The organism is Lachnoclostridium phytofermentans ISDg (assembly GCF_000018685.1).
Lineage (GTDB): Bacteria > Bacillota > Clostridia > Lachnospirales > Lachnospiraceae > Lachnoclostridium > Lachnoclostridium phytofermentans.
In genome coordinates this window covers 1335199-1357160 of sequence record NC_010001.1, presented here as the reverse complement: position 1 = coordinate 1357160, position 21962 = coordinate 1335199, and the positions used below count along the sequence as shown (strand labels likewise).

Below are 21962 nucleotides of genomic sequence, written 5' to 3'. Positions count from 1 at the left end.
GCTCTCTGTAAAAGCATAAATCTGTCTACTCTTCTTTTCAACGCCTTTAAACTATTAAGTTTATATTATTATATACCACAATGTGAAAAAAGAATCAACTAGTAAATAACTATGGCTCCACACCTAGTACCAACTTACCATTATAGTACACAACAACTTTTGTACTATCTCCATAAGAATAATCATTTTCTTGGTTATACAAGCTCCAATCACTCTTCGTAAATCTGATATTCACTATAAAGGTAGAATCCGCGGATAATTTATCAGTTGTGTTAAACGATACATCAAGATACGAATCTGCTTTTGTTTTTGGTACCGCCATTGAGTTAAAGGTTCCATTAACTACCGATGTATATGGAATGTACCATGGATCTTTATTTAATTGCATTGCAGCAGTATCACAATAGAAGTTCTCCTTCGCAGTTCCCTCCTTCGTATAATAATAACGAATCACTAGCTTAGATAAATCTATATCGCTTCCTTTCTCATGTTTAATCTTAAAATCAGCATTTATTGTGTTTGTTGATAGATTGTTATTACCTGTATTGGTTAAAGAAAGAGTAAAACTACCTGGAATTGGTGTTACTGATGGTGTAACCGTTGGTGTAGGTGTTACTGTTGGCTTAACTGTTGGTGTCGGTGTTGCTGTCGGTGTTGCTGTTGGCGTTACCGTTGGCTTAACTGTTGGCGTCGGTGTTACTGTTGGCGTTACTGTAGGCTTAACTGTTGGTGTTGGTGTTGGTGTTACCGTTGGAGTTGTTCCATTAAAATTAGGTAGTTTATCCAAGGTTATCACCTCATTACTGTTATAAACCTTTTTCACCATAGAAGCCTCAGTATATGTTCCATTTAGGTTGCCCGAATAATCGATAAGGAAATCTCCATACCATACTGCAAACCATAACCAGAAGGTATTGTCTCTCGTCATCAAAGCTGGGTCAATCATTACACCATTTTCACTAAGAGCTGCCATTTTATTTCCATTCGCATAATTTACTGTTTTATTAAATTGAGCTGTTTGTGCACTGTAATTGCGATTATCAGCATAAATATCAGTTCCTACGATATCACAATAGGCATCACCTGGATACCAAGCTGCATCCTGTCCATTCCATACCCATATTAGGTTGTTTAATTTATGATAATTCGTCTGGCGATCAAACATGAGGCGATATAACCAAAGGTATGGATCTTTTCCGGCAGCGCCCCACCAGAACCAACCGCCACTCGCTTCATGAAGCGGTCTCCAAAGAACTGTGACACCGGCATCTTGTAATTGCTTTAGATAGCCAGAGATTGCATCGATATCGCGAACCATCAGATAACATTCTTCAGAAATCTTACCCGAATCATACAATGCTTTTACATCTGCCAATGGCAATCTACTGATATTTTGAGATGTTACTGCTTTGGATAAATCAAATGATGTTTTATCGGTATAAAAAGATGCACCACCTTTTGGAGCATGCCAATGCCACTGAAATGTCGTTAGTCCTCCTTTTTTATCCCAGTCAAGTGCCAAATCAACTTCTCCTGTGGAATGCCAGTCGCTTGCTGGAGAACAAAAGATTAAATCAAGCATACGAATTGCAGGATATTTTCCAGTTGCTTTATAAAGTGCTTCAATTTCAGTGCTTGCGTTTAACGTACAGGACTGACCTGCTAAAGTCTTTTTCCCGTAGATACTCTTTAGATATGCCATAATATTCTTTGTTTTTTCATTTGCATTCGGGTTTACTAGAGTAGACGTTGCCTTCTGATAAACAGAGTTATCAACACCACTTCCCGCCTCAATTGCAATGTAATCTAGGTCAAACCAACCCCAATTTTCCTTTACGGATAAAGTGATAGTTCCAGCCTCTAAGTATACGCTTTCGATGACAGTATCTCCCCATTTACCATCACCTGTACTATAAATAATTCCAGCTTGTGTACCATTAATATAAAGATAATTTTCTTTATAACTATCTGCAGCACTTCGGATTGTAAATGTGTAGTGACCAGTTGTCGGAATCACTACAGAAGTTGACCAGGAATTACTGCTGTTTTGAGTAAAACCGGTGACATATCCAGTTCCACTATACCCTGGCCTTGTAGTGGCTACCGTTACAGTACCAGTCATCTTTCCATTCTCTGCTTCTAATTTCGTTGAAAATTTCTCAGCAGCTTGTACCTTTGTACTGCTTTTTGTACCTATTATTGACCCCAAAGGTCCAGGTACACTAGTAAATAGCATGGCTACGACAACCCATAAAGATACCGCCATTGCAATTACTCTCTTTTTACCTCTTATCATATAAATACCCTCCTTGATTTTTTTACTCCCGGAAATTCTAAAAAATCAAAACTATCGGCTTATGTAAGAAGAACTTCTATCATAAAGGAAAAGCACAAACCAGATATGCTCTGATTTTAATCTTTCCCGTGAGTACTGCCACATGGTGAATCACACGCGCACACCTAATGTCTAAAGATGATTGGATAACCGTCGATTTTAGTTTTACATATTTTACCTATTAAAAATTATAATGGACATGTTATAATTTGACAATATTAAAAATAAACAAATATAGACGGACATTTTGTGTAATATCTTCATTTTGTTTATAAATAGTTATTATTTATACCATATTACAGGGTTCTCTTTATTAATACAAGGTAATTCCTCACAGCACATTTATCGTTGTAAGCGTAATTACAGAAAATTTATACATCTAATTTAAAGTTTAAAAAAGCTCCAAAGTAATTTTTTACTCTGGAGCACTTTGTAATTTCTATTAAATTTTTTAATAATATTAATTATCTATTTTAAGAAACCTTTTCCTATAATCTCACTTGTTTTAATGATAGTAGTAAAGGCTGTAGGATCAACTTTTGCAAGGTAAGCTCTCAACTTGTTCGCCTGTGCTGGCTTCATAGCAGTCAAAATTAAGTTTTTCTGAGTATGACTATAAGCACCCTCTGCTTGACATATCGTTGCACTCCTTTTTAATTCATGCGTGATATACTCGCAGATAAGATCCGGCTTTGAACAAATAATATTCATATACTTATTCTGATTCATACTTTCTATTAAATCATCAATGACAAACGATTTTAAAAACATACCTAACACTGAGAATAGAAAAGTTTTAAAACTTAAGATGAAGACCGCACTTAATGTAATTAAAACATCGGACCACAATAACGCTTTACCTACCGAAATCTTCATGTATTTATTAATAATCATGGCAATGATATCAGTACCACCACCCGATGCTCCAATGCGGAATAAAATAGCTGCACCGGCTGCTGGAAGTGCTACAGCAAATATAAGTTCCAAGAACGGTTCATCCGTAAGTGGTGCAGTAACTGGATCAATAAATTCCATAATATATAAACCAAAGGATAACAATAAACTGGAGTATACTGTTTTTACTCCAAAGCCTCTTCCTAAAAAGAAAAAGCCTATGACTAATAAGATCATATTTATCGCAAGGTTGGCAGTACCAGGTGTCATTAACTTTAGTTTACCAATTACAACAGATAAGCCTGTAACTCCCCCGAACGTGAAATCATTCGGAAACTTAAAATAATAAGACCCCATCATGATAAGAATAACACTAAATGTAATTAACAAATAATCACTCACAATTTTTTTGACAGGGCTATGTTGCTCTGTGATTTCAACCTTATCCTTTTTTTCAAGCTTAACTGTTACAGTTTGTACCTCTTCCTTAACCTTCGGTTGTACCTCTTTTGTAACCTCCGGTTGTACTTTTTCCAACTTTATCCCCATGTTTTCATTTTCCTTCATGACAATTGTTCCTATAATTCCTTCCCAATCTCATAATTTTTATTTTCTATATTTTTATTGCTTTTGATTCGGTCAGATATAATAATACCACCAATAATCAATGCTGATCCAAGTAATCCCATTATCGTGATAGGTTCACCTAAAAGAACTCCAGCCGCAACCATTGTAACAAACGGATTTAGATAAATGTAATTATTCGTTACAACAATACCAAGCCATTTTGATGCATAGTTCCATGTGACATAACAAATTCCACTACCTAAGATACCTAAGAGCATCAAACTTAGAAATAGTTTTGGCTCTTTTAATGTTTCTAAAGGAAAATACTTATTTTCCTTTATGACTAAAGGTAATGTCGTAAGTATTGCATAAAATACAACTCGTCTTGTTAAATAGATACCATCGTATTTATGTACACAACGTTTTAATAATGTAGAGTACACTGCCCACATAACTGCTGCAAGTAATGATAAGATATCCCCCATAGGATTTAATTTAAGTAACACAGTTCCATTAAACACTACCAATACAACCCCGATAAAAGCAACAAAAAAACCTAGAAAGATTCCTTTATGTAAACGTTCATCGTGTGTAGTAAAATGTGCTAATAATGCTGTTAATATTGGAGCTAATGCAATGATAATGCCGACATTCGAAGCTAGTGTATATGTTAGTGCAATATTCTCACAGATAAAATACAAGGTACTTCCGAATATTGCAAGTAGGCAAAACATAATCTCATCTTTCCATATTATCTTATGTAATTTGTGATTCATAATAAGTAGAACGACATAAGCAATAATAAAACGCATTAACATAATTTGAAATGGTGTAAATTCTGTTAATAACATCTTACTCGCTATGAAAGTTGCTCCCCAAATTAGAATCGTAAATAGAGCGAACACGTGCCCTAATGTCTTTCGTGGCATTGCGATAACCTCCTTATCCTTACTTATTGTATACGGAAGATTATCACAATACAAGTACTATTTTTTAGTTTACACAAATTACAGTAAAGGACTAATCATCCAAGTTTGGTGAATAAGTTCTATAAAGGAAATTTCCGTTCATATCCTTAATCCCCCGATAGTTTCCCTGCTCTACATAAACATATAATTGCTCACCAAGTATAAGATCGCGAATCCGTTCACCCTTTTCACTCTCATATACTTTTTTTCCCGTTTTTGTAAAGACATAAGAATAGTTGTCACTTCCTATAACAATATAGTCTTTTAATTCTCGTATCGCAAAAGCACGTTTATTTAAAAGAAGTTTATCACCATAATAAGTATATTCCTTTACTTCTCCATTCTTCCCTTCGGCTTCAAAAGAAACTAAATTTGGAATCATATAACCTTCCATTCCGTAGAATTGATCTCTATTATAGTTCTTTACTTTGATGTCATAATGTTCTTTTTGATATTGGTTATACATAGTAAATCCATTCTGGCGGCAAACAATCAGATTAAAATTTAAGAAACCAAACTCTTCTCCCACTTTTCCACCGATCTCTTTCCCGTCCCAATCGTAATAATAAGGTTTATCCGACTCAATATTATAGAGTCTAATATATCCTGGATAGAACATTAACCCTGAACTTTCCACCATAGCTTTAAATTGAAATTGTACTTTTCCAGCCAATGAAACTACAAGCAGATTACCGTCTACATAAATAGCTGTCCAAATATTCCCCTTCTCATCATAAATGACATCAGAAATAATTCCAGCTTGTGATTTCCACTTGGTCTTATTAAGGAATGTATCCGCTTTAATGATATCCCCTTGTTCGCTTATCAAGTATAAGAAATATGAGTTGTTTTGCTGATAACGAAACTGGACATAATTAGAAAGCTCCACTCCTTCCACTTTACTTAAATGGCCTTCATTTGAAATTGGTATCGTTTTAATTAATTCCCCTTGATTATCGTATAGAGATATTTCATGGTTATTGGATACAAATAATCTGTTCTTAGAAACAGCATAATCATAGTATTGGTTATTTTTTTCTTGAAAATCCAGATGTTTTTTATTTGAGAATAAAAATGACAAGATACTTTCTTCCGCATCGACTCTAGCAATATAAATATCATTATTTAATTGGTACAATCTGTCGTATTTTCGGTCAGTTATATATTTCGTACTACTTAAATCATACAATTCGTACTGATAATGACTTCCTTCATCTGGTAATCCAAACTGTGGTCTTATACTTTGTAAAATAAGCCAATCTGTTTTTTTACACAGAAGATTAGCATCAATTAAAACTCTTTTTCCAGAGAATATCAGTACTTCTTTTACATAACGATTTAATAGTACATCACCTAATGGTTCTTGTTGAGCATTTGAATTATGTATAACCACATACTCATCTTCCTTGATGGAAATTGGCTTTGGTTCAATCGTATCAATTGGTAAATCTAGTTTCTGTTGTTCTACGTTAACAACAGGCACATAACCGGCCCCAGCCACTAATTTTTGAGCCTCAATAGAAGTGAGCCATTCATAAAGTAAACGAGCTTTCGAATCTTTTGGTTCATTTTTACGTATTACAACATAAAAATCATTTACATATGGATATTCTCCACTTTGTATTGTTTCATCCGTTGGTGAAATACCATCAATGGAAAAAAACTTAAGTCCAGGTTGTTGATACATGTAATTCGCATAATAATAAACAGAATATCCGATTGCGTTACTTTTGTTATTATATTGTGCTATTGCGTCCACTAGACCACTCATTTCCTCAATACTCTTTACTGTTGGTCCTCTCATAATTTTATCAGATGGTACCGCTAACTTTTCCATTAAAGTTTGGCTTCCCGAAGACTCCGGACGTTGAAAAGCTAATATTTCATTCTCTTTACCGCCAAGTTCTTTCCAATTTGTAACTGCCCCCGTATAGATATTCATAATTTGTTCCTTGGTGAGATTTGATACGGGATTCGTTTCATTTCCAAGAAACACTAATGCATCACGTCCCAAAGGCTTAAACTCAAGTTCATAATTGTATTTATGCATATCCTCCAATATACTCTGTGGTGGCTCATATACAATCAGAATGTCAGACTGTTCATACATTAGATTTTTGTAAGCGTCCGGTGTTTTGTAAAACTTCAAGTCTTTCTTTGCTTCTTCTTTTGTTGCGTTCGTTATATAACAATATAATGCCTCACCGAGTGGAATATTTGCTGTAGAACCATCTAATTTTGGAAATTCTTCTTTCGACATATGTGGTACTTCCATATCTTGTGGAATATTGATTGGTTGCACTTCAAAAGTAAACACAGTTTTTTCTGGAATCACTTTAATAGTTGGTGAAGGCGTTTGGGTTGGTGATGGTGGTTTGGTTGGAACACCTGTTTTTGTTGGTGTTGGTGTCACTGTTTGCGTAGGTTGATTCGTTAGAACCTCCATACCAGTTGGAAGTGATATCTCTTCGCTAGAACTCTCTTTCTCTTTTTTCTTACATGCAGTCAACACTATTACAATCAGCATAAAACTAATAATTCCTCTTTTGAATAACCTCATGAAATCCCCCCTATATCTGATTTATACTCACATTGGTCTTTTATTACGTTTCATTCTTTCAATGATATACGAGTAAAAGCACGCTTCGAACTTATCCTTGTCTCGAATAATAAAGGCAATGTGTTTACTTTTATATTATATCGAAGTACATATAGATTTACAATATTTACCATGATATATTCAAAGTCTAACAATAAAGAATTCAAGCGTAATAAAGCAATGACTATCTACCTACCTTATCAGTTCCCCGTGTGACAAAAAGAGCCAGCTCAAATGGAGAACACCATTTGAACTAGCTCTTTATTGTTAGTCGATCATAGCCTTTTCATTTAAATCATATATCCACTGTCTTGCGTGGATTTTAGCATAGTTTTAAATACAAAAGTTTCATTAAATTACACTTTTCTCTCAAAGTCAACCTTACGGAATAAATTCTGTGCTAATATTAAAATTATGATATTACTAATCACCATTGCATACCAAATTCCGCTTCTACCCAAATTAGTAAATTGCTTAAAGATAAGAATTAAAGGTAAACGAACTGCCCATAGCCTTGCGGATGCAATAGTAAAGGAATACCTTGTATTACCAGAACCATTAAATACTCCCATATAATTCTGAAAGAGTGCCATCAATGGTTGAGTTATTAGTACCCAAATCATATACTCCATTGCTACTTTTAATGTTTCCGAATCATTAGTTAATAAATTAAGCATCTTAGATCGAAACGGGAAGATAAGGAAGCATCCAACTATCGATAAAATCAAGGCTATATTTCTACTGGCATGATATGATTTTCTTGCTCTCTCCTTATTCGAGGCTCCTATATTCTGCCCAACAAATGCTGCTAAGATAGAACCTATTGCCATAATCGGGATCAATAATAGATTAGACACCTTATTACCTAAGCTAAAAGCTGCTGCCACTACTTCCCCATAACTTAGGATAACAGTTTGTAAAATCAGAAATCCTAGGGAACTTAAAGCCTGACTAGCTGCAGATGGCATCGCAATATGAATCAGTTTTTTCATCGTATCCTTTTTTATTCTAAGATGTTCTTTTCTAATGGAGAGTTCATCAGACTTACGAAACATCATGAATAATATTGCAGGAGCAATTGCGGCTTGTCCGATTAGTGTCCCTATTGCTGCACCAAATACCCCCATGTTTAATACACTGGTAAACAATGCAGTAAGCACAATGTTAATAAGAATGGAAATTACTGATAATATGACTGGTGTTACAGTATCCCCTCGTGCTTGTCTCATTGACTGGAACGCAGTAAATAAAAATAGAAATACCATTTCAAAAGAACGTACTTGAAGATAAATTAAACCAGAATCATAAACCCCTTCTTTTGCTCCCATTGAATGAAGAACCAAAGGCGAAAATAAAAACAACAACACATTCACAACTAGACCGATTCCTATACTAAGGATAAACAACAAACCAGAATATTCTCTAGCTGACTCGTTGTCCTTAGCACCTAGAAATTGACTGATAATAGCAACTCCAGCTATAGCTAATCCAGTACTTAAGGAAAGAAATATATCAAGTAACGGCCAAGTAATAGCTATCCCTGCCTGGGCAGCTACTGAATTTTCTAACTGCCCTATGAAATAGGTATCTACCAAATCGTGAACTGATTTTAACAGATTTGCAGCCATAACAGGCAACGCAAGATATAAAAACGCCTGATACAACTTCTTTTCTTTTAATAATAAGTAATTTTTTTCTTTGTTTTCTAATTTAAACATAGTGTCCTCGTTATGTATTTTTTCTTTTTGACGTCAATATTTCTATGATAACAAGATTTTTATCTTTATTCAATAAAAAGACGTTCAAATAGTTTTTCTAGCTTAAGACTTTACAATCCCCATTGACTTGATCCTACTATTTATGATGCTTTCTTTCTTTTTGCAAACATATCCATAGGATTTCTTATTTTTTGTTGCGACCTTAAAAATGCTTCTGAAATTCAAATGAGGTAAAATGTAAAATTCTCCATGATTAACAACTTCCTCTAACGCAAAGTATGTACCATCAATAAACCAACCTTTGTGCAAAAATATCATATAACTTTTCGAAAATTCTGTACATCCGCAGGTAAAGCATATGCTTGCAATGAAAAGAAAAATGAAATAATTATAATGAATATAGAGCAATACATTCGTAATAGTAGCCAATACAAATATGATTATGAAAAAATATACGGATTTTGGAGCTAAAAACATAACCTGATACCCAGCTCGTAATTTCCTCCCAATAAAAATAGGTCTCATGATGTTATAGACTCCGTAGATGGCAACTATAATAGCAACTATTAATAAAAAATTGTTCATAAACTCACTCCATTAATTTATTATATATCAATTATGTTGTTGGTCTAAACTATTACTATAGTAAACTATTTCCATATATTTGTAAATAAAAATTAAATCACATCTAATTACTTGAAATCACCACATAGTTTCCTTCTCATGAATAAAAACCCCCTGCTTTCTATCTCTCGCAATCTAGTTTATTTTCTAGTTAGCTCCGAAGAAAGCAGGGTTATCTTTTTAGAACATTCTTAATTTATATTTAACTCTATTTATTGTATTCCCGAATCTTTACCATATTTAGCATTCATAACGAAAAGAACGATTAACATTAATGCAATCGCTATTGGTAGTGAAATCCAAACATTTTGTATAAATGCAGCTATAATATAGGCTACCAAACTTACCGCTGCTACAATTAATGCATAAGGAAGCTGTGTAGTAACATGATTCATATGATCACACTGTGCCCCCGCTGATGACATGATTGTAGTATCAGAAATTGGGGAGACATGATCTCCACAAACAGCACCTGCTAAACAAGCAGAAATTGATATGATTAACATCTCGCTACCTGGTTCAAGTATAGCAACTACGATTGGTAAAAGTATACCAAAAGTTCCCCAGGAGGTACCAGTTGCGAATGCCAAACCAACTGAAATAGCAAAGATAATAGCAGGTAAGAATAATTGCAATGCTCCTGCACTATTTTGAACTATATTAGCCACAAAAACATCAGCTCCAAGCATACGAGTAATACCACTTAATGTCCATGCAAATATCAATATTAAAATTGCTGGAACCATAGCTTTGAAACCATCTGTAAATGATTCCGCAAATTCTTTTAGTGATAACACTCTTCTTACAATATAGAAAAAGAACGTAACTACAAGAGCGAGGAAAGAACCATAAACTAAACTAAGGGAAGCATCACAATTAGCGAAGGCTTCCATAAATCCAGCTTCTCCATGGAAAAAACCACCTGTGTAAACCATTCCTAATACGCAACAAACGATTAAGACAAGAACCGGAAGGATAAGATCGATAACTTTTCCTTTTCCATTGGTTACTACCTCTCCGTCTTCAAACGGACGATTTCCTGTTGTAAAAAGATCACCCTTTAATGCATTTTCTTCATGCTTTCTCATAGGACCAAAGTCAAACTGCATGATTGCCATAGTAACTACCATTACAATAGTCAATAGTGCATAGAAATTATAAGGGATCGATCTTAAAAATAATGTAAATCCATCATTTCCCTCTACAACTCCAGACACTGCTGCTGCCCAAGAAGAAATCGGTGCAATGATACAGATTGGAGCTGCTGTTGCATCGATAATATAAGCCAGTCTCGCTCTACTTATCTTATACTTATCAGTAACCGGTCTCATAACACTACCAACAGTTAAACAGTTAAAATAATCATCTACGAAAATTAATGCTCCAAGGCCAAAAGTAGCTAGCATAGCCCCTCTTCTTGTCGTAATCTTCTGCCCTGCCCACTTACCATAAGCAGCACTACCGCCAACTTTGTTCATAAGTGATACCATAATACCTAAGACAACCAAGAATATTAAGATTCCAACATTATCAACATCAGACAACTTACTAATTACGCCAGATACAAACACTGTGCTTATTGTCTTTTCCAAATTGAAGTTAGAATAAAACAATGCACCTGTTAAAATACCAACAAATAAGGAGAAGTAAACCTCCTTCGTAATTAATGCTAAACCAATCGCAATAATCGGTGGGACCAATGCCCATATCGTAGCATACATTGGTACCGTTTTTTCCTTGATATACTGTTCTGCCCCCGCTATGTTATCCCCTGCAGAACCTGCTATATCCTCTTGCTGTGAGATATACTCTTTCGCCTCTTCTACTGAGTCAAATGTGGTTTTCTCTTCTGCCTTACATGTAATTGGTGTAAATAACATCATTACTGCAAATAAGGCAATTAAGAAACTATACCATTTTCTCATTTTAACTTTCATAATATCCTCCTTAAATAAAAAAATAGCCATGAAACAGTCTTAGCGCTGCTTCATGACTAAAATTCTACATAAGGAAGTAAAAACGGAAAATTCCGCACATGTTTTATTTCAGTAATGATAGCGCTCCACATACAAGCAAGGATTTGTTCTTTGCTTGTTTTATATCATGTGACAGTCTGATACATATTCTGCATTAGACCAGCAGTCTTTACTCACAGGCAGCGAAAGACCACTTCGGCAGCAATTCCTTTCCCATCATCCAAAGCCTGATTACGGATGGGGTACTCATAATTGTTGCACCTCTATCAATGTCTTAATGTTACTAAGACGTTTTCATAGTTGAACCTATAATACCATGGATCGACATTTTAATCAACCACATATTATTAGATATTCTTTACTCCAAATATTAATAGAAATTCCTTACTCTCTATGTTATGAACATTGAAAACCTAAAAATAGTATATTATCTCCAAAATGCGATTCACTAGGCAAAATAAGCATAGCCCCATCACCAATTGGCATTTCCGTAGGAGTTAGGATCTTACTGTTGTCTTCCGTAAGGATATCATCATGTTTGTTCCAACCGCGAGCTTCCGATACACGTAGATAGATGATACTTCCAATTAGAACAATTAGCACAACAATTCCGCAAACAATTCTTTTTCGGTACATATAACCCCTCCTTTTATTCATTATTATAACTTATAATACTTCTCGACACAAACAAATTCTATTCAAAACCAATTATTTTTACTAAAATTGGAATATATTACATATTATCTTTTCTTTTTTTTGTTAATTAACTTGATACTATTTGCCAAAACATGGTACACTAAGGCATTAGATAGACTATCGCTAGGAGATGTGTGAATGTTTAATATCTTTATTATACTAATTATTAGTATTATGCTACTTGCAGTGGCATATTTATTTATTCATTTTAAGAATTTTAGTTGGATTCGCTGTCTTACCCATCCAAAATGGCTTCCAAATTTATTATCCATAGCTTTAATAATTCTATGTTTAATTTTGACATATTCAGTATCTGCAGTTACTATAATTGTAATTATATATTTGATTTATGCTTTCATAATCTGTGATATTCTTCACTTGATTTTACGTAAAGCCCTAAAGTCGGATGCTCTTAAGAAAAAGTGGAGTCAGATTTATCGTAGTGGTATTCTTGCCTTTCTTATCACAATATGTTTACTTATCCTAAGTTATTACAAAGCCATTCATGTAGAGATTACGGAGTATTCATTACAGACCGAAAAAACATTAGAAAGTGATAAGTTAACGATAGCTATGATTTCTGATTTGCATTTGGGTACTACTATGAATGTAAAGAAATTAGAGGAATATTGTACCCAAATCACTGAAAAGAATCCCGATATTATTCTGCTACTTGGAGATATCTTCGATGAAAGTACAGATAAAGAAGCTATGGAACTAGCCTGCCAAGCTTTTGGTACGTTGTCAAGTACTTATGGTACCTATTATGTATTTGGAAATCATGATGTAAGTAGCTATCGGCCACTAGTTTCTTTGGAAAAAAGAGATATAACAGATAACCTTATCAAAAACAATATCATAATTTTAGATGATGAAAGTATCATGATAAATCATAGTTTTTATCTAATCGGACGAAGTGATAAAAGCTTCTTTAAAAATTCCAAACGAAAAACAATATTTCAATTAATGGAACCTTTAGATACGAATAAATATATGATTCTGTTAGATCATCAACCACTAGAACTTAAAACTGCCGCCTCCCTTGGAGTAGACTTACAACTTTCCGGACATACTCACAATGGCCAAATATGGCCAGTTGGCTTAATTGCAAAGATATTCCATGTTAATGAGCTAAATTATGGGAATGAGAAAATTGATAACTACAATGCTATTGTGACATCCGGTATTGGTTGCTGGGGATCTCCGCTAAGACTTGGTAGTAAATCCGAGATTGTTTTTATCCAAGTGACCAATTCTAAGCAAAGCTTCCAAAAATAGAAAGCATGCTATACGAATCTTCCCCCCTTCAAAGACAAGCCATAAATCTGTCTTATAAATAAAGAAAAGACATGCAAAAACAGATTGCTTTTGCATGTCTTTTCTTTATTTCACTATTGTAATATCCTTCTCTGCTAATACTACTTTTTCTTTTCCATTCATGACATACACAATAACAACATCTTTTCCAGCGGACTGTGTGGAGACATTTACCTTTTGATTGCCGGTATTCTTACCAACAACAGCAATCTTTTTCTTCGTAGTTCCCCACTGTATTTTTGAAATATCATAGCCACTTGCCATACAATGTGCAGTCACTTTTGTACCAACTTTTATTGTACTTTCATCGTATACTATCTTAATGGAAGCTTTCAAAACGTTTACAACTGTTTCGAACGTAGTAGTCTTATCATTCACTGTGACGGTGGTAGTAATTACTGCTTTACCAACAGCTACTGCTGTAATATTTCCATCGTTACCTACTTTAGCTACCTTAGGATTTGAAGATTGATAAGTAATTTCAACAATTGCCTTTTTTTCTTTCTCAAGCTTCATGATAGAGTTTGGTAAATTAACCTTAAGCTGACGCTCATAGTCTTTAGTACCACCCACATAAAGCTTAAAGTTAGAAGCATTTATAGAAATATTATCAAGCATTTTGTCATCTATAACAACATTCTTATCATCAGTCTTATCTTTACCATTTCCATTTCCATTTTCAGATGGCCCGGTTACTGGAGGAGTTATCGTTGGTGTTACAGGTGTTAATGTAGCTGTAAGTGATATAGTTTTCTCTAAAACATTAAGGCCATCCACATAAACGGTAATTGGTATCAAATTGACACCATTGCTTAAGTTAAGCTTCGCTAAATAATTATTATCTTCTTTCGCGATTGCTTCTTTATCACCAATCTTTACAACAGTATTTTGATCTTGGCCAAAGGTTTGTACCTTCACTTCAATATCCGCTGTTGCAGAAGTATATACTTTTTCTTCATAATCAACGAATCCAGTTAAGATGGCTGCTGCAACTTTATCACCGACATGGAATGAATTTGCTAGAAGCTGTCTATAAGTACGAGATCCAGAACGATCAACTGTTGATAATACAAATCCACCTACAGGTATTGTACTATCATTAATTTCTGGTGTTGCCCAGTTCCAGTCTGCCGCTTGTTTCTGGTTTTTTAATTCTATTACATTACCTTTCGCATCTACTACAACTTCTACACCCCATTGATTGGTACCTGTACTTGTACCATAGGCATCGGTATAAATTGTTAATTTATCTTCTGCTCTGGCAGTATCAATGTTATCAACTGTTAAAACATTCTTAGTCTTAGGATCGTAAACCCCAATCACTGCTGAATTCTTATATTCAATATCTGCTATCGCGCATCGAATTTTATCCCAATCAACAAAACACAAATCAAAGATCATTGATCCTTCGCTATGCTGATACGCTGCTTGGAATATCATTCTCTGGTCTGGTGCTTCTGATAAATTCGTTAAATCAATAGAAGCATATAATGGAACTTGGTTATTTATTAAGATGTTATTTAATGTTGTATATTTTTGCATCAATGCTTCGGTTGTGTAATAACATCCTGTCATAATAAAGTCAATATGTTTAACATAACTAGTCTTAGAATATTCAAACTCTTTCGCATATAGTTCTTCCATAGGGAAACCAAGGCGTTCATTGTATTCAAAAGAAGAATCTGCCCAGTTAACGCCATTTTGATAATATGACTCATACCATGATCCAACATATGCTGCTAAATCTATGTTTCGATTTTGAGATGTTTTATATTGATCTATTAGGGTTCTTACTTCAGAAACAAAGCTTTCAATCACAGTACTACGATAGGATAACCATTCAAGATAATGCTGTCCGGTTACCATAGAGCCATCTGCTTTAATCTTGAACGCATCGTCTGGCCAGTTCTGCAATGTTTTACCTTTTCCCTGAAGGTATGCCATAAATTGCTCTTTGCTCAAATTACTAAAATCTGCATACTGATTATCATATCTAGCACGGTCTAAGATGATACCATCAACAGCATAGTTTTCAAGTACATCTTTTACTATAGCCAACTCATGTGCCCTAACTTCTTCATTCGCTGGATTTACAAAAAGTAAGGTGGAGTTTCTGGAGGAATTTAGAATGCTTTTTAACTCTCCTTTATCTTCTGGAGTCTGAAATACTTCTGCCCAATCAGGATGTGTATTTCTAATATCAAAAGCATAATCATTTGTTGCAATGTTACCTTCCGTAAAGAAATTAGAACTAGCATATAACTTAATTCCATTTGCATGTGCTTCTGCTAGCATCTCCTCAAGAAAATCAATATCCATAGCAACTGCTTTGTTTGGATTTTTGGTTTCTGTCATATATGGTGTATTGCTTACGGTTGCCTTTTTATAGGAGACATAACCTTCGACTCCCTTTACGTCGAATGCTAATGCAGTGATTCCAGCTCTTTTCGCATTTGCCATCATCTTTTGAATCTTTTCTACAGTATTTAAATTTTTAACGCTCGCAAACTGGTCAATCCATAAAATAATAGGTTTATTCTCTGATGTTCTAACTCTCTGGAATAGGATTACACTCTTTGTACTTTCAGAATAATCTACTCCATTTTCAATTAATGTTATATCAAAGTAATTCGCTCCTGGATCTACTGATACTGGAACAGTGTAAGATCCATCTGCCCCAACTACACCTGGATATACCTTCCCATTATTTATCTGATCTACTCTTACGGAATAAGTTACACTATCTTCTAAGTTATTAACTTTACCTGAGATTGTGAAAGAACTTTCTGTAATGGTTTGCATACCTTCCTGTGCAATCGATAAGGAAGCATGCTTCTTAATATTCCCATTTTGGCCGGTTAACTGTAAAATGTCCGCCACAGTTACTGTCTTTTCATTTACTTTCAATTTTATAGCATCGCCAGCTTTAAACTTAGTAGCAAGAAAACTCTTATATCCTGCGTTTGCATAACTGTCATCGCATGCTAGTAGAATAAAACCACCCGCTGGTACAGCAACATCTGTAGATTCTGAAAATGATGGTTTTCCTCCATTGATCGATTGATTGATCACCTGGATTACAGTCATATTTTTATCAACTACAACTGCAACATTGGTTAGTATAGATCCAGCGCTGACATATGGACGATTACCATAGGTAAATATGGATATTGAGTTTTTAACTGCTACTGGTCCTGAAAAGTCAGGATTTACAAAATCAATTGCTTTTGTTTCACCAGTACTTCCTTTGTTAGGGTCGAATGCAGTCTCAACTGCTAAGTTTTCTAAGGTATATGTAAAATCTGTTTGATTATTATTATTTCCACCGTCTGGAATTTCCACAGGGTAGCTGTTGAGTGCTTCCTCTAGTGATATTTCAACATCTCCATTGTATAGCTTTACACTATCACCAGCTTGGAACTTTGTTGCTAAAAAGGACTTAAACCCTGCATTCGCATAGGAGTCATCGTAAGCTAGTAAAACAAATCCTCCCTCCGGTGGCATAACATCAGTAGATTCTGTAAATGATGGTTTTGCACCATTACTGGATTGATTAATGACTTGAATAACATTCATGTCGCTACCTACAACTACAGCGACATTAGTCTTAATCGTACCCTCACTAACATATGCTTTGTTCCCTGTAGAAAAAAGCGATATAGAATTCTTAATTTGTATGGCCCCTCCACTTGCTGTAAATACAGGATTTACAAAATCAATTGTTTTCTTCTCTCCATCTTTTGTTCCTATCATTAATTGGAAAGATGGATCACTTGCCTTTACTGTTACAGGATGGATACCTATTATTCCTAATAACATAGTTAGACAAAGAAGCAATGCAGTAACTCGATGTTTCATTCTCTTTCTCTCCTTTTCGATACTTTAGCATTTTCAATTTTGTCAATATTTCATAGTTTTTATCAAAGAATTGAAAATTTTTTTCTTTAATATTTGAAAATGCTTTTTATTTTTTAGTTCTAATATTACATATTGACCAAAATAGCAATATTTTATAATGCTTTATTAGAACTATTTACATATTATCATATAAAAATCAAATGTCAATTGAAAAATATTTTTTTCTTATCCTCCTTTTTTCCTATTTTTCTAAAAATGAGTTACTAAAAAATAACAAAAGAAAAAAGAAGTATCCCACAAAAAAGAGGTTTTACACTCTATCTTGTAGGATACTTCTTTTTATATCACTAATTATTATTACGAAATTAGCTACTTTTTTTACTATAAATCAGATCTTATATCACTATAAATCTATCTTACACTATTTATCTAAAGTTTCCTTAAGAGTTTTTCTAACAGCACCTTTACCTTCAAGCATTTTAGTAAAGTATTCTTCTACTAACTCGCCTAAACCAACCTCATATAAATCTACCCCAAAGATATCTTTACGGGTTAAGATGTCGGAAATTTGGAAAGTTTGTGGAAGTGCTTTTCCTAATTCGATGCCATCTAAAATCTTCTTTAAATCCTCATAATATGGATCAGGACTTACTTCAAACTTTTCTCCCTCATCATTAACACCAAGTAAATATCTAACCCATGCTGCTTGTACTAATGGGATGAGTTTTAAGCTACGAACTGGTGTACCTTCCTTCTTCTGATAAGCTTTGATGGTCTCTCCAAATCGTATGGAAAGCTTTTGGCTTGTATCAGTTGCAATACGCTGTGGAGTGTCTGGCATAAAAGGATTTGGAATTCTAACCCTAATTACAGTGTCGATAAAGTCTTTTGGTTCCATGATCTTTGGATCTACTACTACCGGAAGTCCCTCAACATATCCAAGGCCTTCAACAAGACGTACTAAATCATTATCTTTCATTTCTTCACTGATCTTTGTATATCCAAGTAAACATCCAAATACTGCAAGACCTGTATGAAGTGGGTTAAGGCAAGTACAAACTTTCATTTTTTCAACTTTATCTACTGTTTCTTTGTCAGTAAAGATAACGCCTGCTTTTGATAAATCAGGTCTTCCGTTAGGGAATGCATCTTCAATTACTAGATACTCTGCCTCTTCCGCATTTACGAATGGTGCAACATAAGTATTTTTACTAGTAATGACATCTTCAACATCATCAAATCCAACTTCTAATAGCATCTTCTTTACACTCTCATCAGGACGAGGTGTGATTTTATCAATCATACTCCATGGGAATGCAACAAGCTCAGGATTTTCAATATAGGAAACAAATCCTTCTTCTACTAATTTTCTTTCTTCCCATTCCTTTGCAAATGTATCTACTGCAGCATAAAGCTTATCTCCGTTATGGGAACAGTTATCCATACTTACAAGAGAAAATGGTAACTTACCTGCAAGATATCTCTCATAACAAAGAGCTGTTAGTTTACCAAGATAACTCTTCGCTTTCTCAGGGCCTGCCTCAAAATCTTTTGCGATATCTGGTATCACTTCACCGTTACTTTTATTTACCTGATATCCTTTTTCAGTTATTGTAAAACTAACCATCTGAAGGGAAGGAGAACAAAAGATTTCCTTTAATCTTTGCTTATCTTCTACAAATGCTTCATCAACACGTAATGACTCAACAATACTGCCAATCACGTTCTTTTCAATAGATCCATTTGCTTTTAAGGTAACTAAAAGACTTAAATTATCATGTGGTGTAAATAGTTTGTCGATAATTTCATAATCATATCCTTCAGCAACTATGATACCCTTCTTTTCAATTCCTTCTTCAAGAAGTTTTTGCTGTAATGCAGCTGGAAATGCACGAAAAATATTACCGGCCCCAAAATGTAACCAAGTCGGCTCTTTCATTGTGTCTTCCTTCACTTTATCATAATCAAAGGTAGGAAGTTTAATATCAGCTTTTTGAAAATTTTCTTTTTGCTCTAAGATTTCTTTTCTATTTAACTTCATATTGGCCTCACTTTTTCGTATTTATTTGCTTGATTTCTCTAATGCTTCCCAAATACCGTTTAAGTATGCGATACCTAGTGCTCTATCGTATAATCCGTATCCTGGTCTACCTACTTCATCCCAGATCATACGTCCATGGTCAGGGCGGATATAAGTATCAGGAGCTGTCTCATGAATTGCCTTCATAATCTCGAACATATCTAGAGAACCATCACTGGATAAGTGAGAACTTTCTCTAAACTTACGATATCCTAAATACTTAACATTACGTACATGGAAGCATCCCACACGGTTTTTACCCCCAAAATGGCGAATGATTTCTGGTATATTATTCTCTGGATTTGATCCTAAAGATCCTGTACAGAGACAAATTGTATGGCTTTCACTATCATATAACTCAAGGATTTTATCGAATAACTCCTCGGAATGAGCAATTCTAGGTAATCCAAAGATTGGCCATGCAGGATCATCTGGGTGAACTGCCATCTTAACACCACACTCTTCACATACTGGAATTACTTTTTCTAAGAAATATTTATAATTTTCTCTTAATTTATCAGGATCGATATTTTTATATAATGCTAGAACATTCTCTAATTCTTTCAAGCGTTCTGGTTCCCAACCTGGAAGAGTGAAACCATTTGAGCTTTTGCTAGTATTCTCCACAATTTGAAGTGGAGTTAAGCCTAATAATTCTTCTTCATCATAGTATAAAGAATTGGAGCCATCTTCTTCAATGACACGTGCCAAGTCAGTTCTTAACCAGTCAAGTACTGGCATAAAATTATAAACAATAACTTTAATTCCATGTTTTGCAAGATTTCTAATAGTTTTGATGTAATTCTCTATATAAAGTTCTCTGCTAGGAAGACCTAACTTAATATCTTCATGTACATTGACACTTTCGATTACTTCAACTTCAAGACCTGCTTTGTGAACATGTTCTACGTACTCAGCAATTACGGACTCTTCCCAAACTTCTCCGGCTGCGTATTGATCAATTACTCCCATTAACCCACTACATCCAGGAATCTGCTTGATTTGCTTTAATGTAATACTATCGTTCCCTTCTCCATACCAACGAAATGTCATCTTCATAACAAATACCTCCTAATAACTTTCTTTTCATGATTTGACTAACTTGATGTTTTTTTGAGTTACTATATATTTTTAATCTGATTAACTCACTAATTTATTGCCTTTATTATTCCAGGCTTTTCTATCAATTATGATAAAAACAATGCGGTATTCCCACATTCTTCTAAATTATATTTCATCATAATTTTGGTATCTACAGTCAACAATGGTGTTCTTGGAACAAAACCTTCTAAGATATGTTTCGCTAATACTTTCACTGCTTGATATCCTTGAAAATAAGGATCTTGATATAAAACAGCAGTACACCACCCGTCCTTTAATGCTTGAATCGTAGTTTTCGTAATATCATAACCCACTAATATAATATCTTTTCTTCCAAGTTCTTTCATTGCCTCAAGTGCGCCTACTGTACCAGAAGAACCAGTTATGTATAATGCCTTTATATCTGGGTTCTCCTTTATCACACGTAGTGTCTCATAATAGGCACTTTGGGTGTCATTAAAACACTCTGAATGTGGACAAAGTGTTATATTGGGATATTCTCGTTGAATAACTTCATAAAACCCTATAAAACGTTCAATGAAGGAGTTCGTTGCTAAAAAACTACCTAGCGCTGCGACTTTTCCTTCTTGTCCCATTAGTTTTCCAATTAGCTCACCTGCTAAGTTGCCTGCTCCTCTGGCATTCGTACCTATATAACAAAAACGATTGGTAGCCGGTGCATCTGTATTAAAAGTCAATACAGGTATCCCCAATTCTACCATCCGATTAATCATAGCATCCGTTTTCATACCTGCAGAGTTGATAGCAAAACCATCATATTCTTTTATATCAATAGATTCCAACAATGCAAGCTGTTCTTCCCATGATATATTCAATGTTTTCCACTGAGTAACTTCAACTCCATAAAACTGCAATTCTTTTGCCGCCTGTTCAATTCCCCTGGTAACATAGTCATAAAATTCAGCATGATTTTCACAATAGACTATCCCTAGGCGTATCGATTTCTTACGGCTTAATGCTCCTGCAATTGGGTTTGTCTGATACCCCATCTCTTTGGCAGTCTGCAAGATGAATTCTTTCGTCTCTGAATGAATCCCATTACGATTATTCAAAGCACGATCTACTGTACCAATAGAAGTATTGCACCTCTTCGCTATTTCAGCTATGGTAACTCTTTTCTTCATACCCCACCTCGGCTCCGTTATTTTTCGTTATATTGTAGTACTTTTTAATAAGTAGAAACTTTATTTATATTTAAGCACAGAAGC

At 34.5% G+C, this 21962-nt stretch carries 12 protein-coding genes and 1 riboswitch; of the genes, 1 reads left to right on the top strand and 11 read right to left on the bottom strand.

Translation table 11 applies throughout. The features are described 5' to 3' along the window. Nucleotides 1-109 precede the first annotated feature (109 nt). The 7 genes from CPHY_RS20645 to CPHY_RS05620 all read right to left on the bottom strand — a co-directional run bounded on the left by CPHY_RS20645 (nt 110) and on the right by CPHY_RS05620 (nt 12317). Nucleotides 110-2296 (bottom strand): glycosyl hydrolase, encoded by a 2187-nt coding sequence (locus CPHY_RS20645; RefSeq protein ID WP_012199097.1) that lies wholly within the window; start codon nt 2294-2296, stop codon nt 110-112. Nucleotides 2297-2803: 507 nt separating this feature from the next. Further along, nucleotides 2804-3796 carry a YitT family protein gene (locus tag CPHY_RS05650; protein ID WP_012199096.1) on the bottom strand — a complete coding sequence of 331 codons (993 nt, stop codon included), beginning with the start codon at nt 3794-3796 and terminating at the stop codon, nt 2804-2806. 11 nt (nt 3797-3807) lie between these two features. Further along, a complete protein-coding gene (locus CPHY_RS05645) occupies nt 3808-4725 on the bottom strand; it encodes a DMT family transporter (RefSeq protein ID WP_012199095.1) in 918 nt (305 codons plus the stop codon). A 91-nt stretch (nt 4726-4816) separates the two neighbouring features. Then, entirely contained in the window at nt 4817-7324 is a 2508-nt protein-coding gene (locus tag CPHY_RS20640) for a substrate-binding domain-containing protein (protein WP_012199094.1), read from the bottom strand. A 395-nt stretch (nt 7325-7719) separates the two neighbouring features. Further along, a complete protein-coding gene (locus CPHY_RS05635) occupies nt 7720-9081 on the bottom strand; it encodes an MATE family efflux transporter (protein WP_012199093.1) in 1362 nt (453 codons plus the stop codon). Nucleotides 9082-9917: 836 nt separating this feature from the next. Next, nucleotides 9918-11426, bottom strand: coding sequence for a Na+/H+ antiporter NhaC family protein (locus tag CPHY_RS05625; protein ID WP_242657987.1), 1509 nt, complete (start codon nt 11424-11426; stop codon nt 9918-9920). Nucleotides 11427-11752: 326 nt separating this feature from the next. Continuing rightward, nucleotides 11753-11955: riboswitch (Lysine riboswitch) on the bottom strand. 122 nt (nt 11956-12077) lie between these two features. Next, on the bottom strand, nt 12078-12317 hold the full coding sequence (locus CPHY_RS05620) for a hypothetical protein (RefSeq protein WP_012199091.1): 240 nt from the start codon (nt 12315-12317) through the stop codon (nt 12078-12080). Between the two features lie 198 nt (nt 12318-12515). Here CPHY_RS05620 and CPHY_RS05615 point away from each other — a divergent pair, with 198 nt between their 5' ends. Then, nucleotides 12516-13655 (top strand): metallophosphoesterase, encoded by a 1140-nt coding sequence (locus CPHY_RS05615; protein WP_012199090.1) that lies wholly within the window; start codon nt 12516-12518, stop codon nt 13653-13655. Nucleotides 13656-13760: 105 nt separating this feature from the next. Here CPHY_RS05615 and CPHY_RS20635 read toward each other — a convergent pair whose 3' ends face one another. The 4 genes from CPHY_RS20635 to CPHY_RS05595 all read right to left on the bottom strand — a co-directional run bounded on the left by CPHY_RS20635 (nt 13761) and on the right by CPHY_RS05595 (nt 21878). Further along, entirely contained in the window at nt 13761-17552 is a 3792-nt protein-coding gene (locus CPHY_RS20635) for a family 10 glycosylhydrolase (protein ID WP_012199089.1), read from the bottom strand. Between the two features lie 421 nt (nt 17553-17973). Next, on the bottom strand, nt 17974-19593 hold the full coding sequence (locus CPHY_RS05605; protein ID WP_012199088.1) for a mannitol dehydrogenase family protein: 1620 nt from the start codon (nt 19591-19593) through the stop codon (nt 17974-17976). A 21-nt stretch (nt 19594-19614) separates the two neighbouring features. Next, nucleotides 19615-20691 carry a mannonate dehydratase gene (uxuA, locus tag CPHY_RS05600; RefSeq protein ID WP_012199087.1) on the bottom strand — a complete coding sequence of 359 codons (1077 nt, stop codon included), beginning with the start codon at nt 20689-20691 and terminating at the stop codon, nt 19615-19617. A gap of 128 nt (nt 20692-20819) precedes the next feature. Beyond that, nucleotides 20820-21878 carry a LacI family DNA-binding transcriptional regulator gene (locus tag CPHY_RS05595; RefSeq protein WP_012199086.1) on the bottom strand — a complete coding sequence of 353 codons (1059 nt, stop codon included), beginning with the start codon at nt 21876-21878 and terminating at the stop codon, nt 20820-20822. Nucleotides 21879-21962: the final 84 nt, after the last annotated feature.

Bases quoted from the DNA above. Each gene is read 5' to 3' on its own strand.
- CPHY_RS05645 (WP_012199095.1), bottom strand. From the start codon at position 4,725: ATGCCACGAAAGACATTAGGGCACGTGTTCGCTCTATTTACGATTCTA.
- uxuA (WP_012199087.1), bottom strand. From the start codon at position 20,691: ATGAAGATGACATTTCGTTGGTATGGAGAAGGGAACGATAGTATTACA.
- CPHY_RS05635 (WP_012199093.1), bottom strand. From the start codon at position 9,081: ATGTTTAAATTAGAAAACAAAGAAAAAAATTACTTATTATTAAAAGAA.
- CPHY_RS05605 (WP_012199088.1), bottom strand. From the start codon at position 19,593: ATGAAGTTAAATAGAAAAGAAATCTTAGAGCAAAAAGAAAATTTTCAA.
- CPHY_RS05625 (WP_242657987.1), bottom strand. From the start codon at position 11,426: ATGTATGCTACGATATGGGCATTGGTCCCACCGATTATTGCGATTGGT.
- CPHY_RS20640 (WP_012199094.1), bottom strand. From the start codon at position 7,324: ATGAGGTTATTCAAAAGAGGAATTATTAGTTTTATGCTGATTGTAATA.
- CPHY_RS05620 (WP_012199091.1), bottom strand. From the start codon at position 12,317: ATGTACCGAAAAAGAATTGTTTGCGGAATTGTTGTGCTAATTGTTCTA.
- CPHY_RS20635 (WP_012199089.1), bottom strand. From the start codon at position 17,552: ATGAAACATCGAGTTACTGCATTGCTTCTTTGTCTAACTATGTTATTA.
- CPHY_RS05595 (WP_012199086.1), bottom strand. From the start codon at position 21,878: ATGAAGAAAAGAGTTACCATAGCTGAAATAGCGAAGAGGTGCAATACT.
- CPHY_RS05650 (WP_012199096.1), bottom strand. From the start codon at position 3,796: ATGAAGGAAAATGAAAACATGGGGATAAAGTTGGAAAAAGTACAACCG.
- CPHY_RS20645 (WP_012199097.1), bottom strand. From the start codon at position 2,296: ATGATAAGAGGTAAAAAGAGAGTAATTGCAATGGCGGTATCTTTATGG.
- CPHY_RS05615 (WP_012199090.1), top strand. From the start codon at position 12,516: ATGTTTAATATCTTTATTATACTAATTATTAGTATTATGCTACTTGCA.